Genomic DNA, 19,663 nt, shown 5'->3' with positions numbered 1-19,663 from the left:
TTTTAGAGCTGTTAAAAAGATTTATAAAAGATATGTTAATTTCAATCAGATTTCAAGAGGTGGATACATGTTTGACCAAATTAAAAAACGGGATGGAAGAATAGCTGATTTTGATTCATCAAAAATCACCTATGCCCTTCGCAAAGCAGGTGAGGCAACCGGTGAATTCAATGAAAGAGAAGCTAGAAAGATGACAATGAAAGTTGTCACCCTCATCAGAGATCTGCGTCTCGGGCCTGTTCCGGAAGTGGAAGAAATTCAGGACATTGTTGAAAGAGTTCTCCTGGATTCCCCGTTTTATAAAACAGCCAAGGCATACATTATTTACCGGGAGCAGCACAACCAGATCAGAAAAATTGCCATTAAAGAGAATGTGGGGCTCATGGAGTCCTATATTCGAAGAATGGACTGGAAAGTCAAAGAAAACAGTAATATGAGTTATTCCCTGCAGGGATTGAACAATTACATATCTTCCGACATTACAGCAGAATACTGGCTCAATAAAATTTATCCGCCGCAAGTCCGGGATGCACACTACAGAGGAGACCTCCATATCCATGACTTAAGCCTTTTGTCTGTCTATTGCGTGGGTTGGGATTTGCAGGATTTACTGCTTGAAGGGTTTAAAGGGGTTGCCGGAAAAGTTGAATCTTCTCCGCCCAAGCATTTCAGAAGTGCGCTGGGCCAAATCGTCAATTTTTTCTATACTCTTCAGGGCGAAGCAGCCGGTGCCCAGGCCATGTCAAATTTTGACACCCTCCTGGCGCCTTTTATCAGAAAAGACGGCTTGTCATACAAAGAGGTGAAACAGGCTCTTCAAGAATTCATATTTAACATCAATATTCCTACAAGAGTCGGTTTTCAGACTCCTTTTACAAACATCACCATGGATTTGATTGTGCCGTCCACTTTAAAGGATTCACCTGTTATCCTTGGTGGAGAATATGGCGAGCAAACCTATGCCTGGTATCAGGAAGAAATGGATATGCTGAATTCTGCATTTGCAGAAGTCATGATGGAAGGGGATGCAAAAGGCAGGGTGTTTACGTTCCCGATCCCGACTTATAATATTACCGAGGATTTTGACTGGAGTAATCCAAACCTTGAAAATATCTGGAAGATGACCGGAAAATACGGGATTCCCTATTTTTCAAATTTTGTAAATTCCGATATGGACCCGGAAGACGCCCGTTCCATGTGCTGCCGCTTGAGGCTGGACAACCGGGTACTGAAAAAAAGAGGGGGCGGCCTGTTCGGTGCCAATCCATTGACCGGTTCCATTGGTGTTGTCACTTTGAATCTGCCGAGAGTCGGTTATCTGGCAAAAGATAGAAATGATTTTTTTGAACGGCTGGATGCTCTTGTTGATTGTTCGGCAGACTCATTGAGCATCAAACGAAAGATACTTGAAAAATTTACAGGGGGTGATCTTTATCCCTATTCAAAATTTTATTTGCGAAAAATCAAAGAAAACACCGGTGTCTACTGGCGAAACCATTTTTCAACCATCGGCATCCTGGGTATGAATGAAGCCTGTATCAATTTTCTGGGTGAAGCTATTGCCACACAAAAAGGCCATGAGTTTGCCGTAAGTGTCATGGATCATATCAGACGCAGGTTGGAACAATTGCAGGAAACAACAGGTGAAATTTTCAATCTTGAAGCAACGCCCGCCGAAGGTACGACCTATCGGTTTGCCAGTATGGACAAGGCCAGATTTGACAATATCATCTGTGCCAATGAAGAAGAATATACCCAGGGTAAAGATCCGTTTTATACCAATTCCACTCACCTGCCTGTAAACTATACTGATGATATTTTTGAAGCTCTGGAACTTCAGGATCAGCTCCAGACCAAATATACCGGTGGAACGGTTCAACACCTTTTCCTGGGTGAAGAAGTTGAGGATATTGAGGTGGTGAAAAATTTGGTAAAAAAGGTTTCCGGTGCATTTAGACTTCCATATTTTACATTGACTCCGACATTCAGCGTCTGTCCTTCCCATGGATACCTTTCAGGCAAGCATGAAACCTGTGACACCTGTGGTGCAAAAACAGAGGTGTACTCAAGGGTTGTTGGATACTTAAGGCCGGTTGGACAATGGAATAACGGAAAACAAACGGAATTTGCCATGCGCAAAACATTTAAGGTGTCCTGACAGAAAGGTCTGAATAAAATATGAAGATTGGCGGATTTCAAAAAAACACCCTGATTGATTTTCCTGGAACCATTGCATGCATTGTTTTTACAAAAGGTTGTAATTTTATCTGCCCGTATTGCCATAACCCTGATCTTGTGGCCACCCCAAAAAAGGTGGCCACAGATCTGTTTGATGAAAACAAGATTTTTAACTTTCTTGAAAAAAGGAAAGGATTGTTGGAAGGGGTTGTTATTTCAGGCGGAGAGCCCACGCTGCAAGAAGATCTGATTGCATTCAGCAGGATCATCAAGGATATGGGATACCGGTTGAAGCTGGACACGAACGGAACCCGTCCTGAAATACTGGCAAAGCTTTTTGAACAAGAACTGGTTGATTTTGTCTCAATGGACATCAAAACCTGTCTTGAAAAATATCATCTTGTGGTGCCGGGAAAATTTGATGCAAAAAAAATTTATGAAAGTATCTGCCTTTTGATGGACAAAGCGCCCGCCTATGAGTTCAGAACTACTTGCGTCAGACCCTTTATCAACAAAAAAATCATGACCGATATCGGTAAAATGATAACGGGTGCCTCAACATATAATCTTCAGAAATGTTCCAGGAATGTAACCGTACTGGACCCCAAATTTTTAAAAGCCGATCATAATTTTTTTTCCGACAAACAGATGCTTGAACTCAAAGCAATAATCGATAAATATGTTACAACATCCGTGGTGCGTTAAAAATGAAAATTTTTTAAAAAGGAAGCAGCCATGGAATATCCTCTTGTAAAAGCCTGTATTGACCTTGATGCAATTCAACACAATGTTCAACATCTAAAACAGATGATACCCGGGCAGTCTAAATTCATGGCAGTTGTCAAAGCTAATGCTTATGGACACGGCGCAATAAGGGTTGCACAAAAAGCCTTGAAAAGTGGTGCCGACTGGCTGGGTATTGCCAGGCTCAATGAGGCTGTTGAACTAAGAAAGGCCGGTATCCAGGCCCCCATACTGATGTTCGGATATATCCATCCGTCACAGGTTAGAGTGGCTGTCGACCTTGATCTGGTGATAACGGTTTATGAATTTGAGATGGCCCAACAGTTGTCCAGGGAGGCCAGGCGGTCAAACAAATATGTTAAAGCCCATTTGAAAGTGGATACCGGTATGGGTCGGGTCGGCATGATTATTGATAAACCGGATAAGAATCCTTCGTGTCAAACAGCAGAAAAGCAAAGAGAAATAAAGCAATCTGCAAGAAAAAAAGCGGTAAAAGAAATTAAAAAAATTTTAAGATTGCCGGGTATTGATCTCAACGGGATTTATACTCATTTTGCCGCTGCCGACAGCAAGGATAAAACTTATACACAAATGCAGATAGATCTGTTTACATCTTTACTGGAGGATTTAAGAAAAGAGGCAGTGGATCTTGAAGTGTGCCATGCGGCCAACAGTGCCGGTATTATTAGATTTGCCCGGTCTCATTTTGATATGGTGAGAGCTGGAATTTCTCTTTACGGACTCTATCCGTCTTTTGAGGTTGACCAATCAAAGGTGGCACTTGTACCTGCCATGTCATTAACCTCCATTGTGACGGCGGTCAGAAATGTTCCCAAAGGCTTTTATGTCAGTTACGGAAGAACCCATAAAACCCAAAAGCCTACACGCCTTGCATCAATACCTGTAGGCTATGCAGACGGTTTTTCAAGACTGTTTTCATCCAATGGCACCATGCTTGTGAAAGGATACAAGGCACCAATTGTAGGAAGGGTCTGCATGGATCAGACCATGATTGATGTGGGAGACATACCTGATGTAAAAACAGGCGATGAAGTTGTATTGATAGGATCACAGGGCAATAAAACCATTAGTGCGGATGAGTTGGCAAAAAAGATAAATACAATCAATTATGAAATTGTGTCTGCTTTAACATCCAGAGTAGAAAGGATTTATTCAGATTCAGGGTCTGTCTCAGGATAGATCATTTTACCGGTCATTGACAAATCATATCCACCGTATTGTTTGGCAGTACTCTGAATCACCTTTCCTTTTAAAAGAGATAAAAAAAGTTGAACTCCTTTGTCAAAGAACCGTTCCTTGGTGATTAGCAAATCAAATCGTTCCTTGCAGACAGGAATGAAATCAAGCCCCAGAATACTGGCAACCGGTCTGATGCCCGGACCTGCATCTGCTTTGTTCATGAGAATTTCCAAACCTACATCCATGTGCCTTGCCACGGTGTTATCATACCCGTTTATGGATTCAATGTTTATCCCTGATTTTTTCAGTTCCCTGTCAAAAAGCTGCCGGGTTCCAGTCCCCAACTGACGATTGATGATTTTGATATCTTTGTTGCAAAGGTCTTTTGCAGACCGGATATTTTTGGGATTTGATTTTTGGACAATAATACCCTGCTCTCTTAAACAAAAATTTACAACAGCCGGCATCTGATCCATTTCATCTTTTAAAAATGGAAAATTATAATCTTCATTGTCTGCGACAAGATGGCTTGAGGCAATATGGCAAAGATTCTGCTTTAAGGCTTTTAACCCTCCCATTGAGCCTGCAATGCCGAACATGGCCATATGGTCTTCGTGCTTTATATTAAAAGTTGAAATAATCTTGTCCAGCAATAAGTCATTGCTGCCGGCAATAAGAACAAGCCCGTGATAAGGGGGAAGTTTGGCAAGTTGCGGGTAATTTTCCGTTCCCAGTTCCACCCATTGACGAACAAGGTTTATAGGAAAAATCCATTTTCCAGTTACTTTAGAAGCAGGCAGGCCTTTTTCCGCAATGAGGGAATATACCATTTTCTCATTTACATTTAAAAATTTTGCAATTTCTTTTGTTGAAAAAAGTTCACCCATAGCCGATCTCCATTTTATTTTAATATAAAACCATTATCATTTTTTCAGTGACTCGTTATGCTTTCATTAAAGCACAATCAGTTTTTATACCATAAAATTTATCATACAAGTGAGTTCTTTTTTTGTAAAGATCTTCAATGGTCTGTTATCCTGCTTGACTTTCCTTGTTTTGAACACTATTTTTATAAAAAATTTAATCAACAGCAGCAAAGATAAAGTCTATGAAACCAAAAATAATTACCATTGTAGGAAAATCAAACTCCGGCAAAACCACTCTTCTTGAAAAACTGATCGCCTGCCTTACACAACGAGGGTATAAAATAGGATCTGTAAAACATGCTCATGATGGATTTGAGATGGACAAAGAAGGCAAAGACAGCTGGCGTCACAGAAAAGCAGGTGCCAAATCGACCCTTGTGATTACTCACAATAAAGCTGCCATAATTAAAGATGACACGACAAGTTATATTGAAAAGATGAAATATTATCTTTCTGATATGGACATAATTCTGGCCGAAGGCTTCAAAAAGCAAACACTTCCTAAAATAGAAATTTTCAGGACACAAAGTGTACATAAAAAACCATTGTGTATGAATGATAAAAATATGATCGCCTTTGTTACGGATTCGGACCACAAGCCGGATGTGCCTATATTCGGACTGGAAGATATAACGAAGATAGCCGATTTTATTGAATCAAATTTTCTAAAAAATTAACCAAGTGCAAAACAAAATTATTAGACAAAACAAAAAATACCCGTCATCTGCCTGGGCTGTTGTCTGGTTTGTTTTTTTTATGGCTGCCTCGTGTATGGCAGATCAGGATCAATCCGGAATTTATAATTGTGTTACCCGATTTGAGAACGGGGCCATCAATTGGAGTACCGGAAAAATAACAGCCATTGGCAAGGCGTCACCTGAAGATAATAGAAAAGGCTCGCATAAATCAGTGCCTGGATCGGCAAGGGCTGATGCAAACAGGCAGATCATAGAGATTTTAAAACAAATAAAAATTAATGCTGCATTGACTGTGGGCGAGTATGCCTCTAAAAATGATTTTATTTTAGCGGGTATGGAAAAAACAGCAAGGGATGCCATTATTATGAATCAGTATTATACTTCTGCCCTTGCCGTGGAAATAATGATTGAAACTTCTATGTTTGGGGGTTTTTTACAATTGGTATTGCCGGAAGATATTTTACAGATACCTATAATTAATCCTATAATACAACAGGAAAACATTAAAGTAAGAGGGTATAATTTTTATACGGGTCTGATCATTGATGCAAGAGGGTTGGGGGTTGAGCCGGTTCTTAATCCTGTGGTTGTCAGTGAACAGGGCCATGAAATATATTCTTTTGTTTTTATCAGCAGGGAATTTGCCGTTCAAAACGGGGTGTGCAAGTATCTTTGCAGTATGGACCAGGCATTAAAGGACAAAAGAACCGGCCTGCACCCCCTGGTTTTGACCGGACTTCGCAAACAAGAAAAACCCAATGCCACCATTGTTATCAGCATGTCAGATTATCGCCTGTTGGAAAAAGCAACAGAACGTCATACCTTTTTAAAAGAATGCCGGGTTATTATCGTGAAGGATCAATAAGTGCATTATCAATTAACCTTGTTTTTCCGATTTTCACGGCCAACGCCAATAAAATCTGATTTTCAATACTGTCAACATGATCAAGGGTTTGGGGATCACAAAAGCAGATATACTCCGGAGTTGTTTGTGAAAATGTTTTAAAAAAAGTTTCCATCTTATGTTTGATTTTCCCGGAATCTTTTTCTCCCTTGGCAATCAATTCTTTTGCCAGGTTCAATGATTGCCAGAGGCTTAAGGCTGATGCCCTTTGAGATTTGGAAAGATATGCATTGCGCGAACTCATTGCAAGACCATCTTTTTCACGTATGATATCGCCTGCTATGATCTTGATGTCAAAATCCAGATCAAGCGTTAATTGTCGAATAATCTGAAGCTGCTGATAATCTTTTTGTCCGAATACAGCCATATCCGGCATAACAATGTTAAACAATTTAGTGACCACGGTTGCAACTCCTGCAAAATGGACCGGCCTGAATTTTCCGCATAAATGATCGGGAAGATATTTGAGCCGTATTTCAGTCTGATAATTTTCAGGATAGATATTTTCTTTGTTGGGCAGAAAAACCGCTGTTGCACCCGCTTTTTTTGCAAGTGACAAATCATTTTCAATATTGGAAGGATAAGAATCCAAGTCTTCATTGGGTCCGAATTGAGTCGGATTTACAAAGATGCTGAGTACCAGCTCATCACACAATGGAGCACCTTTTTCCATCAGGGAGATGTGTCCCTGGTGCAAATATCCCATGGTAGGGACAAAGCATATGGTTTTTGATTCTTTTTTTTTGTTTTTTGACCATTCCTGCATTTCAGATTTTGTTTTTAAAATATCCACTATTTTTTCAACTCCTCTATAACGTCAATTTCAATTTTCAATATAATACAAGGTTTCTTTGTAAAATATCCGGGACCTGAATCATTGATAATTCATACATCTTCTGATTCGGAAAATCCACTGGCAATGATTGTTTTTTATCTTTTATAAATATTTTTGGCATTTGCAAAACTTGATCCATTGAATCATGAAACCTGCAAATATACTCGTGATTTGGGTATGTTTAAAAGCCATGTGCTAAAAAATGGATAATCAAAAATTAGAAATATTCATACAACTCATAGACAACAGAAGAGTTCTGTTCATTTTTATTAAACTATGATAAAAAGATTCGACAAAATGACATATTATTTATTAATAATAATAGATATTTATAAACACTTTTAACAAGGATGAATGCATGGGATTAATTTCTTCAACACACTCTGTCAGCCGGTATCATATTGACGGAAAAATTGAGGGTTCAATAACAGAAGAAGTGCGAAATAACTTGATAAAATATTCAATTCCAAAAATAGAAAGTGAGTATGATGAAATTTCAGCCGGATGGACACCGGTTGAAAGCCCGTATAATCCTGATTTTGAAAAATTTTCTTTTCAGTTTGGAACCTATTTTCTTTTTTCTTTGAGAATTGATAAAAAATCAATTCCAGCCAAAGTGATCCAAAAACATATGGCCATTGAAATTGAAAAAAAAAAGGAAGAATCAGGAAGAGATTTTATTTCTAAAAATGAAAAATCAGAAATAAAGGAGATGGTCACAGATATTTTAATGCATAAGATACCGTCCATTCCCAATGTGTATGATGTACTCTGGAATTATGAAGAAAATAACCTTTATTTGTATACCACACAGAAAGCCGCCAATGAATTTTTTGAAACCCTGTTTTTAAAATCCTTTAATTTAAAACCCATTCGTCTGTTTCCATATACAATTGTTGAAACAAAATCAAATTTTTCAGACCCGCAAAAAGACAGGGTACTTTCACTTGTTCCCGTAACATATTCGAGGTGATTTTTATGCTTGATATTGCAACCGCTTATAATAAATATGAATTTCTTGGAAATGACTTTTTAACCTGGACCTGGTTTTTAATTGAAAATGATCACAATATATCATCTATTTTAGATTCAAAAGATGCTGTAACCCTTAAAGTGGGCAATTCCATTGTCCTTGAAAATAAATTAGGGGATAAATCAAAGGAAAAAATTACCATAAAAGGAGATCAGGCCGGTCTTGAAGAAGGGACCACGGCCTTAAAAAAAGGTGCTTTTGTTACCCAGATAAACCTGATCTGTAAAATAAATGAAGATGAATATAAATTTACCATCAAGGGAGACAGCTTTAATATTACAGGTCTGAAGACCCCCAAAACAGATCTGTCCGGTAATGAAGATGAAATAGAAGGGCTGGTGCTGGAAAAAGCATCTTTTTGTTTTAAAATTTTTGAAATTATTGACACTCTGTTTTTAAAATATATTGAGCAAAGAGCATCAGATGACTGGAATAATAAAGGATTACAAGATATTAAAGCCTGGATTGATTCATTTTAATAAAATGTTTAAAACTTGCAAGTTTTGGACACCTTTAAAAAAGATGATAAAATCGAATTGTTTTATCAAAACAAATCAAAACAATAATATTTAGATAATAACTAAAATTATTAATAAATTTAAATATTTAAACAGTTTTAAACATTTAAACACTCTTTATTAGTATTATTAATCTTTATTAAAAGAATATATAATAAAGAACACGGATTAAATAACTTCTGATAAAAATATTTATACTGACAAAACTTTTTTAAGATCAAGTCCATATTTTCTCATGCGATTCCAGACCGTTACCCTGTTGATCTTAAGAAGTTTTGCCGCTTTTGTCTGATTCCCTTTTGTCTGTTTGAGTGCTTCGATTAATTGTTTTTTTTCATTGGGCAGGGCCTGATTTTTTATCAATTCCTTAACCGGAGAGGAAGGTGTGTTTTGTGATGCACTGATTTTTTTAGGCAAATGCTCTAATTGGATACTGGACCCTTCCGTGATAACAAACGCATACTCCATTAAATTTTTAAGTTCTCTGATATTACCCGGCCAGTGGTAATCCATAATATTTTCCATGGCTTCATGGCTCAAGCCGTGAATTGTTTTTCCGGTTTTTATGTTTAAATTGCGAATAAAGCAATTGAGCAGGACAGGAATGTCTTCTTTTCGTTCTCTTAAAGGCGGCAGATGTATCGGAATCACATTTATTCTGAAAAACAAATCTTGTCTGAATTTCTTTTGTTCGATCAATTCTTCAAGATTTTTGTTTGTAGCAGTAATAATTCGCACATCAGCCTTAATGGGTAAAATGTCTCCTACTCTTTCAAACTTGCCTGACTCAAGAACCCTTAATAATTTGGTCTGTATGGGCAGGGGAATATCACCTATTTCATCCAAGAAAAAATCGCCATGGTTGGCAGCTTCAAATCGGCCGATTCGGTTATTATAAGCACCTGTGAACGAACCTTTGGCATGACCGAACAACTCGCTTTCAAGAACGGCTTCATTTAATGCTGCACAATTGAGTTGAATAAAAGGTCCACTTTTTCTTGTGCCGGACAAATGAATGGCATTTGCCACCAGTTCTTTTCCGGTTCCGCTCTCACCCAGAATAATTACGGGTGCGGTGCTTTCGGCAGTTTTTCTAATCATGTCAAATATGAACTGCATTTGAGGCGATTTGCCCACAAGCCCTAAAAAATCGCTTTCACTGTCATATTGCCTGGAAAAGATATGGATTTTTTCATCCAGTTTTGTCAGTTCGGATATGTCTGTTAGTGTTTCCACAACACCCATCACCAAACGGTTTTCATCCCAAAGTACGGAGGCGTTTTTTAAAACCGGCAAAAAACTTCCGTCTTTGCATTTGATAAGACATCGGCATTTTTTCATATCCTGTTGATCTTCTTCAAATAATTTGCACCATACAGATTGCTTACTTGTTTGCAGGGTCTGCTCACAGGCATCACAGCCCAACATACTGCAGGACATGCCGATAGCCTCTTTTGAAGTGTACCCGGTAAGGGTTTCAAAAGCTTTGTTGACCATCAAAATAGACCCTTCAGGGCCGATAAACATAAGCCCGTCATTTATTGTGTTAACAATTTTTTTCCAGAAGGTGTTCATTTCATGTTCATCCATTGACCATCTCCTTTAGTCCTAATATTTATTTTGTGACTGTTTGATGACTCTCTTTAACATGTGTTTAAGTGTTTAAACACATGTTAAAATATTATTAATATTTAAACAGTTGTTAAAATACTATTTAATAGGCAGGCAGTCAACCCAGATGTCAAATATGATCATATAAAAACAAATGGTTATGATTTTAAACGCCCCTATTACCACTTTCGGCATACCTGTTGCAGCTATAATATTTTATCATTTTATATATTAATGATTGGAGTTTCTATGTCATCAAAAACAATTTTGGATCTCAGGGGGGTAATTTCTCCTATTGATCTGCTTAAATGCAAAAGTCGTCTCAAATCCATGGAACAAGGAGATCTTATAGAGGTTATGCTGGCGGATTTAGAAGTAGTAAAGGATTTGATAGTGATTATTAAACGCTCCGGTGATGAAATACTCTACAAAAAAAAGAGTATGGATTGTATCTGCCTTGGAATTAAAAAAGGCTCGAGAACTTATACAAAATAATTGCCACGGGCAGACTTGGTCTTTCACCTTGGTTTGCCCACAACAAAAATTGAAAGTCGCTGTTTGGAGTTTTAAAGGCTTTCATATAAACGGCAATGGCAGATCACTATGCCACAACAAAAAATAAAAGAGAATTGATTTCAGCAGGTTAGAAAATTTTGTGTGTGAAACAATTATTTATAAAGGAGGATAAATGCAATTCAGTAGACGCAATTTTTTTAAATTTATAGGAGCAGCCGGTGCTTCTGTTACTGCGATGCCTTCATCTGCAGGCGCATGGAAGTCCAAGGCGCCCCCTGATCCCTATGGATGTCTGGTGGATCTTACCAGGTGCGTTGGCTGTCGCAAATGTGAAGAGGCCTGTAGTAAGGTGAACAATTTGCCTGCCCCGGAAAGACCCAATTGTCAATGCACTGTTTTTGATATGGCAAGACGGCCTGATGAACAAGCATATACAGTTGTAAACCGCTATTTTACAGGAAAACTGGACCCTTTTGACAAGCCGCTTCCAACCTATGCCAAGGTTCAGTGCATGCATTGTCAGGACCCGGCATGTGTGTCAGCCTGTATTGTTGGTGCCCTATCCAAAGATGAGACAGGTGCTGTCAGGTATGATGCAGCAAAATGTATTGGCTGCCGGTACTGCATGGTGGCGTGTCCCTTTGAAATTCCCGCTTATGAATACCATGACCCAATAACACCCAAAGTTATGAAATGCACATTTTGCTATGATAAGATTTCTAAAAAAGACGGCCTGCCTGGATGTGCAACCATTTGTCCAACAGAAGCCCTGACATTTGGAAAAAGAGAAACGCTTTTAACACTTGCCAAAAAAAGGCTGAAAGAGAATCCCGGCAAATATATCAATCATGTGTATGGGGAAAAAGAGATCGGTGGAACATCATGGCTATATATCTCTTCTGTCCCATTTGAGCTGGTAAACCTGCCGGTATTGCCGGACACTCCGTCCCCCAAGCTTTCTGAGACAATACAGCATTCATTGTTCAGTTTTTTATGGTCGCCTCTGGCACTTTTTGGCATTCTGGGTGCCATCATGTACAAATCAAACAATACCCAGGGAAAATCGCAAAATAAAGTCAAGGAGGGGCATGATGAAAGCAAGTCCTTTAAATAAAAAAATTTTAACTCCGGGTGTTCTTGTGCTGCTGGTTTTCATGGCAGCGGGCGCAATTGCTGTTATTGCCAGATTTACCGGCGGCATAGGCTATGTAACCAACCTGAGTAATGCAAGACCCTGGGGGCTATGGGTGGGGGTTGATGTTGCAACGGGAGTCGCCCTTGCTGCAGGCGGATTTACAACTGCTGCCCTTGCTCATATTCTGGGAAAACATTATTATGAACCCATTACCCGTCCCGCATTGTTAACAGCCGCTCTGGGGTACACCTTTGTTGTCCTGGGACTGCTGGTTGATATCGGCCGTTCATGGGCCATCTGGAAACCCATTTTCAACTGGAACACAAATTCAGTTCTGTTTGAAGTAGCCATGTGTGTAATGGTTTATCTGAATGTTTTGTATATTGAATTTTTTCCAATCATTGCAGAACAATTCAAAGGCAAGGTAAATCTTCCGGGTTTATTGTCCGCATTCAATGGCCTGACAGACTGGATACTCACCATCGGGGATGCAATTTTGGATAAAATCATGTGGATCTTTATAATTTTAGGCGTTGTGTTGTCCTGCATGCATCAGTCAAGTTTAGGTTCACTGATGCTGGTTGCACCGACCAAGCTTCACCCGTTATGGTATACGCCGATTTTACCGCTGTTGTTTTTAACATCAGCATTTGCTGTGGGCTACCCAATGGTCGTATTTGAAACAACCATTGCAACCGCTTCTTTTAAGCTGGATTCAGAGATGAATATATTGTCTCCTTTAACCCGTATTACCATTGTTCTTTTGGGCATCTATATGTTTCTCAAACTCGGAGACCTGGCAGTCAGGGGAACCTGGATTTATCTTTTAGACGGAACATATCAAACCAATTCATTTGTTGTGGAGATGCTTTTTGGAGTAATAGTGCCGTGGATAATGCTGCTTTTTACAAAGATTAGAAATTCAAAAACAGGAATTTTTACAGCCGCATCCTTGATTGTGGGCGGCGTAGTACTGAACAGGATAAATGTGTTCATCGTAGGATACAAACCGCCATTGAGCGAAAATGTCTATTTTCCGGCACCCGGAGAAATATTTGTCACCCTGGGTCTTATCGCAACTTTGATGTTTGTTTATAGAATTGTTGTGACCTATTTGCCGGTTTTACAAGAATCCAGGGAGGTATCCCCATGATAAGAAAAAATATTTTCACGACTGTTTCTGTTATTTTGAAAGGTTTTTTATTTTTGACAGGTCTTGTGATTTTAACAGCGCAATTGTGTGAGGCAAAGACCTGGACAGCTCCGGATCAGGAAAAAGCAAAAGAAAAAGCAAAAGAGGTTGTCCCGTTTATCAAAGAGTACAAGGATGACCATCAGATTGTTCGTAAAATTCGTTTGATGGATGCGGGAATTTCATTAAAAGATGTTACAGATGTATATTTTTTATTGGACAGTCCCATCATAAAAAAAAAAGAAAATCATTACGAGCCTGTCAGATTTGCCCATAAAAGGCATGCCGCCCTTACCAAAGACTGCAGCAAATGCCATCATTACAGGCCCAAAGATGAAACAGCCCTGGAAACAACAAGGTGTTCAGCCTGTCATCAGGACTCTTTTAATTCGGATCATCCTGAGCGTATAGGCCTTAAGGCGGCTTACCATCAGCAGTGCATGGAATGTCATAAGACAGAAGCCAAAGGCCCTGTGGATTGCAAAGGGTGCCATCTGCAGAATGTGCCGGATCACAAGGAACTGGTGAAACTGCCAAAGAATGCAGATCCCTTCCAGGTGACAGCAGAATGTTTGAGATGCCATGACACTCAGGCTGAAGATATGCTGACCACGGCCCACTGGCTGTGGAAAGGCCCGTCTCCATATACAACGGGTCATCGAAAGGATATCATGCATGGAAAGGGCTCAACAGCCCTGAACAATTACTGAATCAGTCCCATCAGCAACGAGGCTCGTTGCACAAGTTGTCATGTAGGATATGGATGGAAAGATGATTCTTTTGATTTTACTGATAAAACCAAGTTAGATTGTTTGATATGCCACGATACAACGGGCAAATATAAAAAAGACCCGCCCGGAGCAGGCATGCCGACAAAAGATGTTGATTTGAATTTTGTAGCTGAAAATGTAGGTCATAGCAGCCGGGCAAGCTGCGGTTCATGTCATTTTAACGGTGGCGGAGGGGATGCCATTAAGCATGCGGATATGTCAAGGCAACTTCTGGAACCAAGTCGAAGCTGTGATGTCCACATGGGTGGATATGATTTTTCCTGTACCCAATGTCATAAAACCCGGAATCATAAAATTGCAGGCAGAAGCTCTTCTGTTCCTGTTGCCGAAGGAAAAGTATCCTGCGAGCAATGTCATTCAGGATCTCCCCATTACAGCGGCGGTCTTTTGGATCACCATTTAAACAACCATTCAAAAACCCTTGATTGCAATGTATGCCATTCACCGGTTTTTGCAAAATGCAAACCCACCAAGACGTGGTGGGACTGGTCAAAGGCAGGGGATAAAAAACGAAAACCACAAAAGGACAAATATGGAAAGCCTGATTATAACTGGAAAAAAGGTGAATTTAAATGGGAAGAGTCAGCCGTACCTGATTATGCATGGGACTCGGGATATATGAATCGCGTGTTAATGGGAGACAAAGTTGATATCAATGCTGATGTTATTAATTTAACAGAACCTGTCGGCTCCATTAATGATCCAAATTCAAAAATCACTCCATTCAAGATTATGAAGGGAATTCAGCCGGTTGATGCAGACCATGATCATATCATTATCCCCCATCTTTTTCCACGCAACAAGGATGACACAACTGCCTATTGGAAAAATCTTGATTGGGAAAAATCTTTTCAAGATGGCATGAATGCAGTAGGGCTTGAATACAGTGGATCATACAAATGGAAAGAAACCTGGATGTACTGGCGTCTGGAACACGAGGTGATGCCTGCAAACATGGCATTGTCCTGTGTTCAATGTCATGAAAGCCTTAAAGGCGAACAAACCTGCAACCGATGCCATCAGGACAATCGCAAAGTTGATTTCAAACAAATTGCCCATAAGGGAACGGATTTTTCATATATGAAATCCAAAGGAAGAGATGTCGGGCATTTGATTGAAAAAACAGATTATATAGATTTTAAAGCCCTTGGTTATAAAGGAGACCCAATTATTTACGGCGGTCGATTCAAAAAACTGCCCATGGGATACAAACAACATAAATAACTGACACGGGCAGACCTGGTCTTTCACCTTGGTTTGCCCACAACAAAAAGTAAGTACCCAGGATTCAATAATATCCAAATAGAATATCATGCAGAACCCCTCTCTACAAAAATCGTATTAAAGTTATCAACACTCTATTTTAAAATGTTTGAATAAAAGGACTTATTTAATTTGAATAATTAATAATTACAGTATGTTAACGTCTAAATATGCTTATTCAAATAAATATGTTTAAAAACCGCAAGTTTTGAACATATTAAAATTAACATCTAAAAATCGTCAATTCTAATAAAAAATTAAACTTGATTTTAAACAACTTGGTTTTAAAAAAGATTATAAGTTCAAAGTGTTAAACAGTTTTAAACATTTGAACACCCTTTATTTAAATTATTATAATTTAAAATAATTTAATAAGCAAATTGCGGTCACCGGAAATTACAATGTCTGCTGTCGTTAATATCCAGCAGGCTGTTAATTTTGAAAGCAAGAGATTCAAAATTAACAATTGATAATTCCAATAATTTGATATAGATATTGAGGGATGTACTATTTTAAGAGAAGGATCTTAAATGAAATTTTCGTTTGATAAAAAAGAAATTGTGGATGTTCTTTCAAAAATTCAAGGATTAACAGGAAGAAAGACCAATTTAACCATAACATCTGATATTCTTATAAAAGCAATGGAATCCGGGATAACTATAACAGCCAATGATTTGGAAACAGTTTTTCTTGGAACTTATAAGGCTGAAGTTGAAAAAGAGGGTATTTTATCAATTAACTCAAAAAAGTTTTTTGAAATCATCAAAGAATATCCTGAAAATAAAATTTTTGTGAATGAAATTGAAAACAGGTGGGTTGAGATTGGAGAAGGAGACAGTATTTATCATATTGTATCTTCAGATTATAAAAATTTTCCTGAAACCCCGGTTATAGAAAATATAGAATTTATTGAAATAGATTCTAAAAATTTAAAAAAAATGGTTGATGTATCAGGTATTGTGAATTATTCAGGTGATGAAAAACGAATTTATGTTATGGGATCACTGATTGAAAAAATATCCACAGATAGTGACGAAAAATTAAGAATTGTATCAACGGATTCAAAACGACTTCATTGCTGTGATACAACTTTTAAAGGAAATCTCCATCTGCCGGACGAAAGTGTTATTGTTCCTAAAAAAGGCTTGTCAGAGTTAAATAAATTTATAGATACCGGTAAAGATGACATAAAGGTGGGAATTAAAGATAATTATTTTATTTTTCAAAATAAAAATGAATCCATAATGATTAAACTTCTTGAAGGAGAGTTTCCCGAGTATAAACCGGTTCTAAATTATGAAGACATGACTCCCATTGAAATGGACAGAAGAATGTTTTCAACACTTATGAAGCGGGTTTCTATTTTAACATCTGATGATTATAAAAGTGTGATCTTAAATTTTAAAAATAATGAACTGGTCGTTACTATCACCAATCCTGAAATAGGTGAATCAAAAGAAAGAATGATGGTTTCATATTCCAATGAAGAGATTAAAAGTGCGTTTAATCCGAAATATTTTATTGATGCTTTAAGTATTTTTGAAGACAGTATTATTGTTGTAAATATTAAGGACAATAAAAGCCCCTGTATAATCAAAAGTATTGATGATGATAAACTTATTTGTGTAATAATGGCAATGCATATATCATAACTAAAGGTCACATGTGGATAAAAATAAAGTAACAAAAGAGTATAGTGCCGGCAGTATAAAAGTACTGGAAGGTCTTGAAGCCGTTCGTAAAAGACCTTCCATGTATATTGGAAATGTTGATATTGAAGGGCTTCACCACCTGGTTTATGAAGTGGTGGACAACAGTATTGATGAAGCCATGGCAGGACACTGCGATACGATTTTTGTGACCATTCATCCGGATAATTGTGTGAGTGTGGAAGATAACGGTCGCGGAATTCCCGTTGCAATACATGAAACAGAAAATATACCTGCCTGTGAAGTGGTCATGACCAAGCTTCATGCCGGAGGTAAATTTGATAAAGATTCCTATAAAGTATCAGGAGGGTTGCACGGAGTTGGAATTTCCGTTGTTAATGCACTTTCCTTGAATCTTGACATGGAAGTCTATAAAGATGGAAAAATTTATCATCAGTCCTACTCCAAAGGTGATAAGAAGACCGAACTTGTCATTAAAGGAGATACGGTTAAAAGGGGAACAAAAATTACATTCATTCCTGATTTTGAAATTATGAACGAGAATGAATTTATTTACGAAATCATTTCCCGAAGAATGAGAGAACTTGCCTTTTTAAATAAAGGAATCAGAATCATTATTGAAGATGAACGGTCTGCTGAAAAAGATGATTTTCACTATGAAGGTGGAATTGTCTCTTTTGTTGAGTATTTGAACCGGTCCTGTACTGCTTTGCATGATCCCATCCATATCGAAGGTGATAAAAAGGATGTACAGATTGAAGTGTCCATTCAATACAATGATACCTTTAAGGAAAAACTCTATTCTTATGCCAATAATATCAGGACCATTGAAGGTGGTGCCCATGTGTCCGGTTTTAAGGCAGCGTTAACCCGTACTGTAAACTCTTATATCTCTTCTGGATCAAATAATCTGCCCAAAAATATGCAGAATATTAAAATCGGCGGCGATGATATGAGAGAAGGTCTTGCTGTTATTATTTCCGTGAAACTTATGGAACCCCAGTTTGAAGGTCAGACTAAAACAAAGCTGGGAAATAATGAAATTAAAGGAATTGTTGAATCTCTTCTCAATGAAAAACTGGGTCAGTATCTTGAGGAAAATCCAAATGTTGCAAAAAAAATTATTGCCAAGGCGGTTGATGCCGCAAGGGCAAGGGATGCCGCCAAAAGAGCAAGAGAACTTGCCAGAAAAAAAGGAACCCTTCTGGATTCGTCTTTGCCGGGTAAACTGGCTGAATGCCAGTTTGCAGATCCTGCTGAAAGAGAATTGTTTCTTGTGGAGGGAGATTCTGCAGGCGGCAGTGCCAAACAGGGAAGAGACAGACGGTTCCAGGCGATTCTTCCTCTTAAGGGAAAAATACTTAATGTTGAAAAGGCCAGGTTTGATAAAATCCTGAGAAGTGATGAAATCAAGAACATTATTACGGTTTTAGGCACTGGTGTCGGCAGGGAAGAGTATGACATTGAAAAAGTCAGATATCATAAAGTTGTTATAATGACGGATGCGGATGTTGACGGATCTCATATCAGAACTCTGCTGTTGACCTTTTTTTACAGGCAGATGCCGGATCTGGTTTCAAAAGGGTATCTATATATTGCCCAGCCGCCGCTTTTCAGAGTGGGGTCAAGGAAAAGCGGGATATATCTTAAAAATGAAGAAGAGTATTCCAATTACCTGGTGAAAAGAATTGCCGGGCAAAAAAATATGTTTATACATGGCAACAAGGAACCTCTTTTAGAAGAAGACTTTTATTTTTTTCTGGTCAATTTATCTGACTATTATAATGCAGTCGTTTTATTAAAGAAAAGAGATATGGATACAGATCTCTTGCTTACTCTGATTAAAAATGGTGTGAAAGATAAATTTTTTCTTGAGGAAAAGCAAAATTTTATTTCTCTTTCAGAAGATCTTACGAAACACGGATATATCTCAGGTGAAATAGAGTATGATCCGGAAAGAAATATCTTTGAAATGGATATATATGAAAAAGAAGAAAAACAGCCTGTTTTAAGGGTTGGCAGAGAAATTCTGGCTACCAATGATTATAAAAGGATGCTGAAAGGATATGAAAAAATCAAACAGTTTGATAAACCTCCTTTTTCCATATCTGCTAAACAGTCAGATGCTGAAATAAAAAAAGAGTACCCGTTTGATGATATATACAGTCTATTTGAGTTTATAATGTCAGAAGCAAAAAAAGGGATTAATATTCAGCGATATAAAGGTCTGGGCGAAATGAATCCGGACCAACTCTGGGAAACCACTATGAATCCTGAAAAAAGGATAATGCTCAAGGTGAATATTGAAGATGCTGAAAAAGCAGATGAGATCTTTACTCTCCTGATGGGTGAGGAAGTGGAACCTCGAAGAAATTTTATTCAAAAACATGCCCTTGAGGTCTCGTCACTAGATTATTGATACTTTTTAAATATTAGTAAGAAAAAAAAG

At 38.2% G+C, this 19,663-nt stretch carries 16 protein-coding genes; 13 read left to right on the top strand and 3 right to left on the bottom strand.

The features are described 5' to 3' along the window. Nucleotides 1–67 precede the first annotated feature (67 nt). Genes BLT94_RS20015 through alr form a run of 3 tightly spaced genes read left to right on the top strand, consistent with a single transcriptional unit; the run spans nt 68 to nt 4,122 of the window. Complete coding sequence (locus tag BLT94_RS20015; RefSeq protein ID WP_092238134.1) at nt 68–2,158, top strand: ribonucleoside triphosphate reductase; 2,091 nt, start codon at nt 68–70, stop codon at nt 2,156–2,158. A gap of 20 nt (nt 2,159–2,178) precedes the next feature. Then, the gene (locus tag BLT94_RS20010; RefSeq protein WP_092238131.1) at nt 2,179–2,883 is read left to right on the top strand and encodes an anaerobic ribonucleoside-triphosphate reductase activating protein; all 705 of its coding nucleotides are present in this window, start codon (nt 2,179–2,181) and stop codon (nt 2,881–2,883) included. Nucleotides 2,884–2,913: 30 nt separating this feature from the next. Next, nucleotides 2,914–4,122 (top strand): alanine racemase, encoded by a 1,209-nt coding sequence (gene alr / locus BLT94_RS20005; RefSeq protein WP_092238128.1) that lies wholly within the window; start codon nt 2,914–2,916, stop codon nt 4,120–4,122. Here alr and BLT94_RS20000 read toward each other — a convergent pair. Beyond that, nucleotides 4,092–5,009, bottom strand: coding sequence for a helix-turn-helix transcriptional regulator (locus tag BLT94_RS20000; protein WP_092238125.1), 918 nt, complete (start codon nt 5,007–5,009; stop codon nt 4,092–4,094). The genes alr and BLT94_RS20000 overlap by 31 nt on opposite strands. A gap of 221 nt (nt 5,010–5,230) precedes the next feature. On the opposite strand from BLT94_RS20000, the gene mobB reads away from it, so the two are divergent. Then, the gene (gene mobB, locus BLT94_RS19995) at nt 5,231–5,725 is read left to right on the top strand and encodes a molybdopterin-guanine dinucleotide biosynthesis protein B (RefSeq protein WP_092238122.1); all 495 of its coding nucleotides are present in this window, start codon (nt 5,231–5,233) and stop codon (nt 5,723–5,725) included. A 79-nt stretch (nt 5,726–5,804) separates the two neighbouring features. Beyond that, complete coding sequence (locus tag BLT94_RS19990) at nt 5,805–6,611, top strand: hypothetical protein (RefSeq protein WP_245743197.1); 807 nt, start codon at nt 5,805–5,807, stop codon at nt 6,609–6,611. Here BLT94_RS19990 and panC read toward each other — a convergent pair. Beyond that, nucleotides 6,592–7,443 (bottom strand): pantoate--beta-alanine ligase, encoded by an 852-nt coding sequence (gene panC, locus BLT94_RS19985; protein ID WP_092238117.1) that lies wholly within the window; start codon nt 7,441–7,443, stop codon nt 6,592–6,594. The genes BLT94_RS19990 and panC overlap by 20 nt on opposite strands. A gap of 400 nt (nt 7,444–7,843) precedes the next feature. On the opposite strand from panC, the gene rdgC reads away from it, so the two are divergent. Together rdgC and BLT94_RS19975 are read left to right on the top strand one after the other, a co-directional pair. Then, the gene (gene rdgC, locus BLT94_RS19980) at nt 7,844–8,458 is read left to right on the top strand and encodes a recombination-associated protein RdgC (protein ID WP_014959711.1); all 615 of its coding nucleotides are present in this window, start codon (nt 7,844–7,846) and stop codon (nt 8,456–8,458) included. A gap of 5 nt (nt 8,459–8,463) precedes the next feature. Further along, nucleotides 8,464–8,997 carry a hypothetical protein gene (locus BLT94_RS19975; RefSeq protein ID WP_092238110.1) on the top strand — a complete coding sequence of 178 codons (534 nt, stop codon included), beginning with the start codon at nt 8,464–8,466 and terminating at the stop codon, nt 8,995–8,997. A gap of 231 nt (nt 8,998–9,228) precedes the next feature. On the opposite strand, the gene BLT94_RS19970 is transcribed toward BLT94_RS19975, so the two are convergent. After that, nucleotides 9,229–10,626, bottom strand: coding sequence for a sigma-54 interaction domain-containing protein (locus BLT94_RS19970; protein ID WP_092238109.1), 1,398 nt, complete (start codon nt 10,624–10,626; stop codon nt 9,229–9,231). 270 nt (nt 10,627–10,896) lie between these two features. Here BLT94_RS19970 and BLT94_RS19965 point away from each other — a divergent pair, with 270 nt between their 5' ends. From BLT94_RS19965 to gyrB, 6 genes are all read left to right on the top strand, one after another. Beyond that, nucleotides 10,897–11,142: a sulfurtransferase TusA family protein gene (locus BLT94_RS19965; RefSeq protein WP_092238106.1), complete on the top strand. Its 246-nt coding sequence runs from the start codon at nt 10,897–10,899 to the stop codon at nt 11,140–11,142. Between the two features lie 193 nt (nt 11,143–11,335). Then, nucleotides 11,336–12,277 carry a hydrogenase 2 operon protein HybA gene (hybA, locus tag BLT94_RS19960; protein ID WP_092238104.1) on the top strand — a complete coding sequence of 314 codons (942 nt, stop codon included), beginning with the start codon at nt 11,336–11,338 and terminating at the stop codon, nt 12,275–12,277. Beyond that, nucleotides 12,252–13,451 carry an NrfD/PsrC family molybdoenzyme membrane anchor subunit gene (gene nrfD, locus BLT94_RS19955; protein WP_092238101.1) on the top strand — a complete coding sequence of 400 codons (1,200 nt, stop codon included), beginning with the start codon at nt 12,252–12,254 and terminating at the stop codon, nt 13,449–13,451. The genes hybA and nrfD overlap by 26 nt, the downstream gene beginning before the upstream one ends. Continuing rightward, the gene (locus tag BLT94_RS19950) at nt 13,448–15,505 is read left to right on the top strand and encodes a tetrathionate reductase family octaheme c-type cytochrome (protein ID WP_175530434.1); all 2,058 of its coding nucleotides are present in this window, start codon (nt 13,448–13,450) and stop codon (nt 15,503–15,505) included. The genes nrfD and BLT94_RS19950 overlap by 4 nt, the downstream gene beginning before the upstream one ends. Nucleotides 15,506–16,074: 569 nt before the next feature. Continuing rightward, entirely contained in the window at nt 16,075–17,196 is a 1,122-nt protein-coding gene (dnaN, locus tag BLT94_RS19945; protein ID WP_092238099.1) for a DNA polymerase III subunit beta, read from the top strand. A 13-nt stretch (nt 17,197–17,209) separates the two neighbouring features. Further along, nucleotides 17,210–19,633: a DNA topoisomerase (ATP-hydrolyzing) subunit B gene (gene gyrB / locus BLT94_RS19940; protein WP_092238097.1), complete on the top strand. Its 2,424-nt coding sequence runs from the start codon at nt 17,210–17,212 to the stop codon at nt 19,631–19,633. The last annotated feature ends 30 nt before the right edge of the window (nt 19,634–19,663 follow it).

This window comes from Desulfobacula phenolica, assembly GCF_900105645.1.
Taxonomy (GTDB): domain Bacteria; phylum Desulfobacterota; class Desulfobacteria; order Desulfobacterales; family Desulfobacteraceae; genus Desulfobacula; species Desulfobacula toluolica.
The sequence above is the reverse complement of the archived record's forward strand: the minus strand, read 5'-3'. Positions and strand labels throughout refer to the sequence as shown.

Excerpts from the sequence above, each read along its gene's own strand:
- BLT94_RS20015 (WP_092238134.1), top strand. The coding sequence starts at position 68 with ATGTTTGACCAAATTAAAAAACGGGATGGAAGAATAGCTGATTTTGAT.
- BLT94_RS20010 (WP_092238131.1), top strand. The coding sequence starts at position 2,179 with ATGAAGATTGGCGGATTTCAAAAAAACACCCTGATTGATTTTCCTGGA.
- alr (WP_092238128.1), top strand. The coding sequence starts at position 2,914 with ATGGAATATCCTCTTGTAAAAGCCTGTATTGACCTTGATGCAATTCAA.
- BLT94_RS20000 (WP_092238125.1), bottom strand. The coding sequence starts at position 5,009 with ATGGGTGAACTTTTTTCAACAAAAGAAATTGCAAAATTTTTAAATGTA.
- mobB (WP_092238122.1), top strand. The coding sequence starts at position 5,231 with ATGAAACCAAAAATAATTACCATTGTAGGAAAATCAAACTCCGGCAAA.
- BLT94_RS19990 (WP_245743197.1), top strand. The coding sequence starts at position 5,805 with ATGGCTGCCTCGTGTATGGCAGATCAGGATCAATCCGGAATTTATAAT.
- rdgC (WP_014959711.1), top strand. The coding sequence starts at position 7,844 with ATGGGATTAATTTCTTCAACACACTCTGTCAGCCGGTATCATATTGAC.
- BLT94_RS19975 (WP_092238110.1), top strand. The coding sequence starts at position 8,464 with ATGCTTGATATTGCAACCGCTTATAATAAATATGAATTTCTTGGAAAT.
- BLT94_RS19970 (WP_092238109.1), bottom strand. The coding sequence starts at position 10,626 with ATGGATGAACATGAAATGAACACCTTCTGGAAAAAAATTGTTAACACA.
- BLT94_RS19965 (WP_092238106.1), top strand. The coding sequence starts at position 10,897 with ATGTCATCAAAAACAATTTTGGATCTCAGGGGGGTAATTTCTCCTATT.
- hybA (WP_092238104.1), top strand. The coding sequence starts at position 11,336 with ATGCAATTCAGTAGACGCAATTTTTTTAAATTTATAGGAGCAGCCGGT.
- nrfD (WP_092238101.1), top strand. The coding sequence starts at position 12,252 with ATGATGAAAGCAAGTCCTTTAAATAAAAAAATTTTAACTCCGGGTGTT.
- dnaN (WP_092238099.1), top strand. The coding sequence starts at position 16,075 with ATGAAATTTTCGTTTGATAAAAAAGAAATTGTGGATGTTCTTTCAAAA.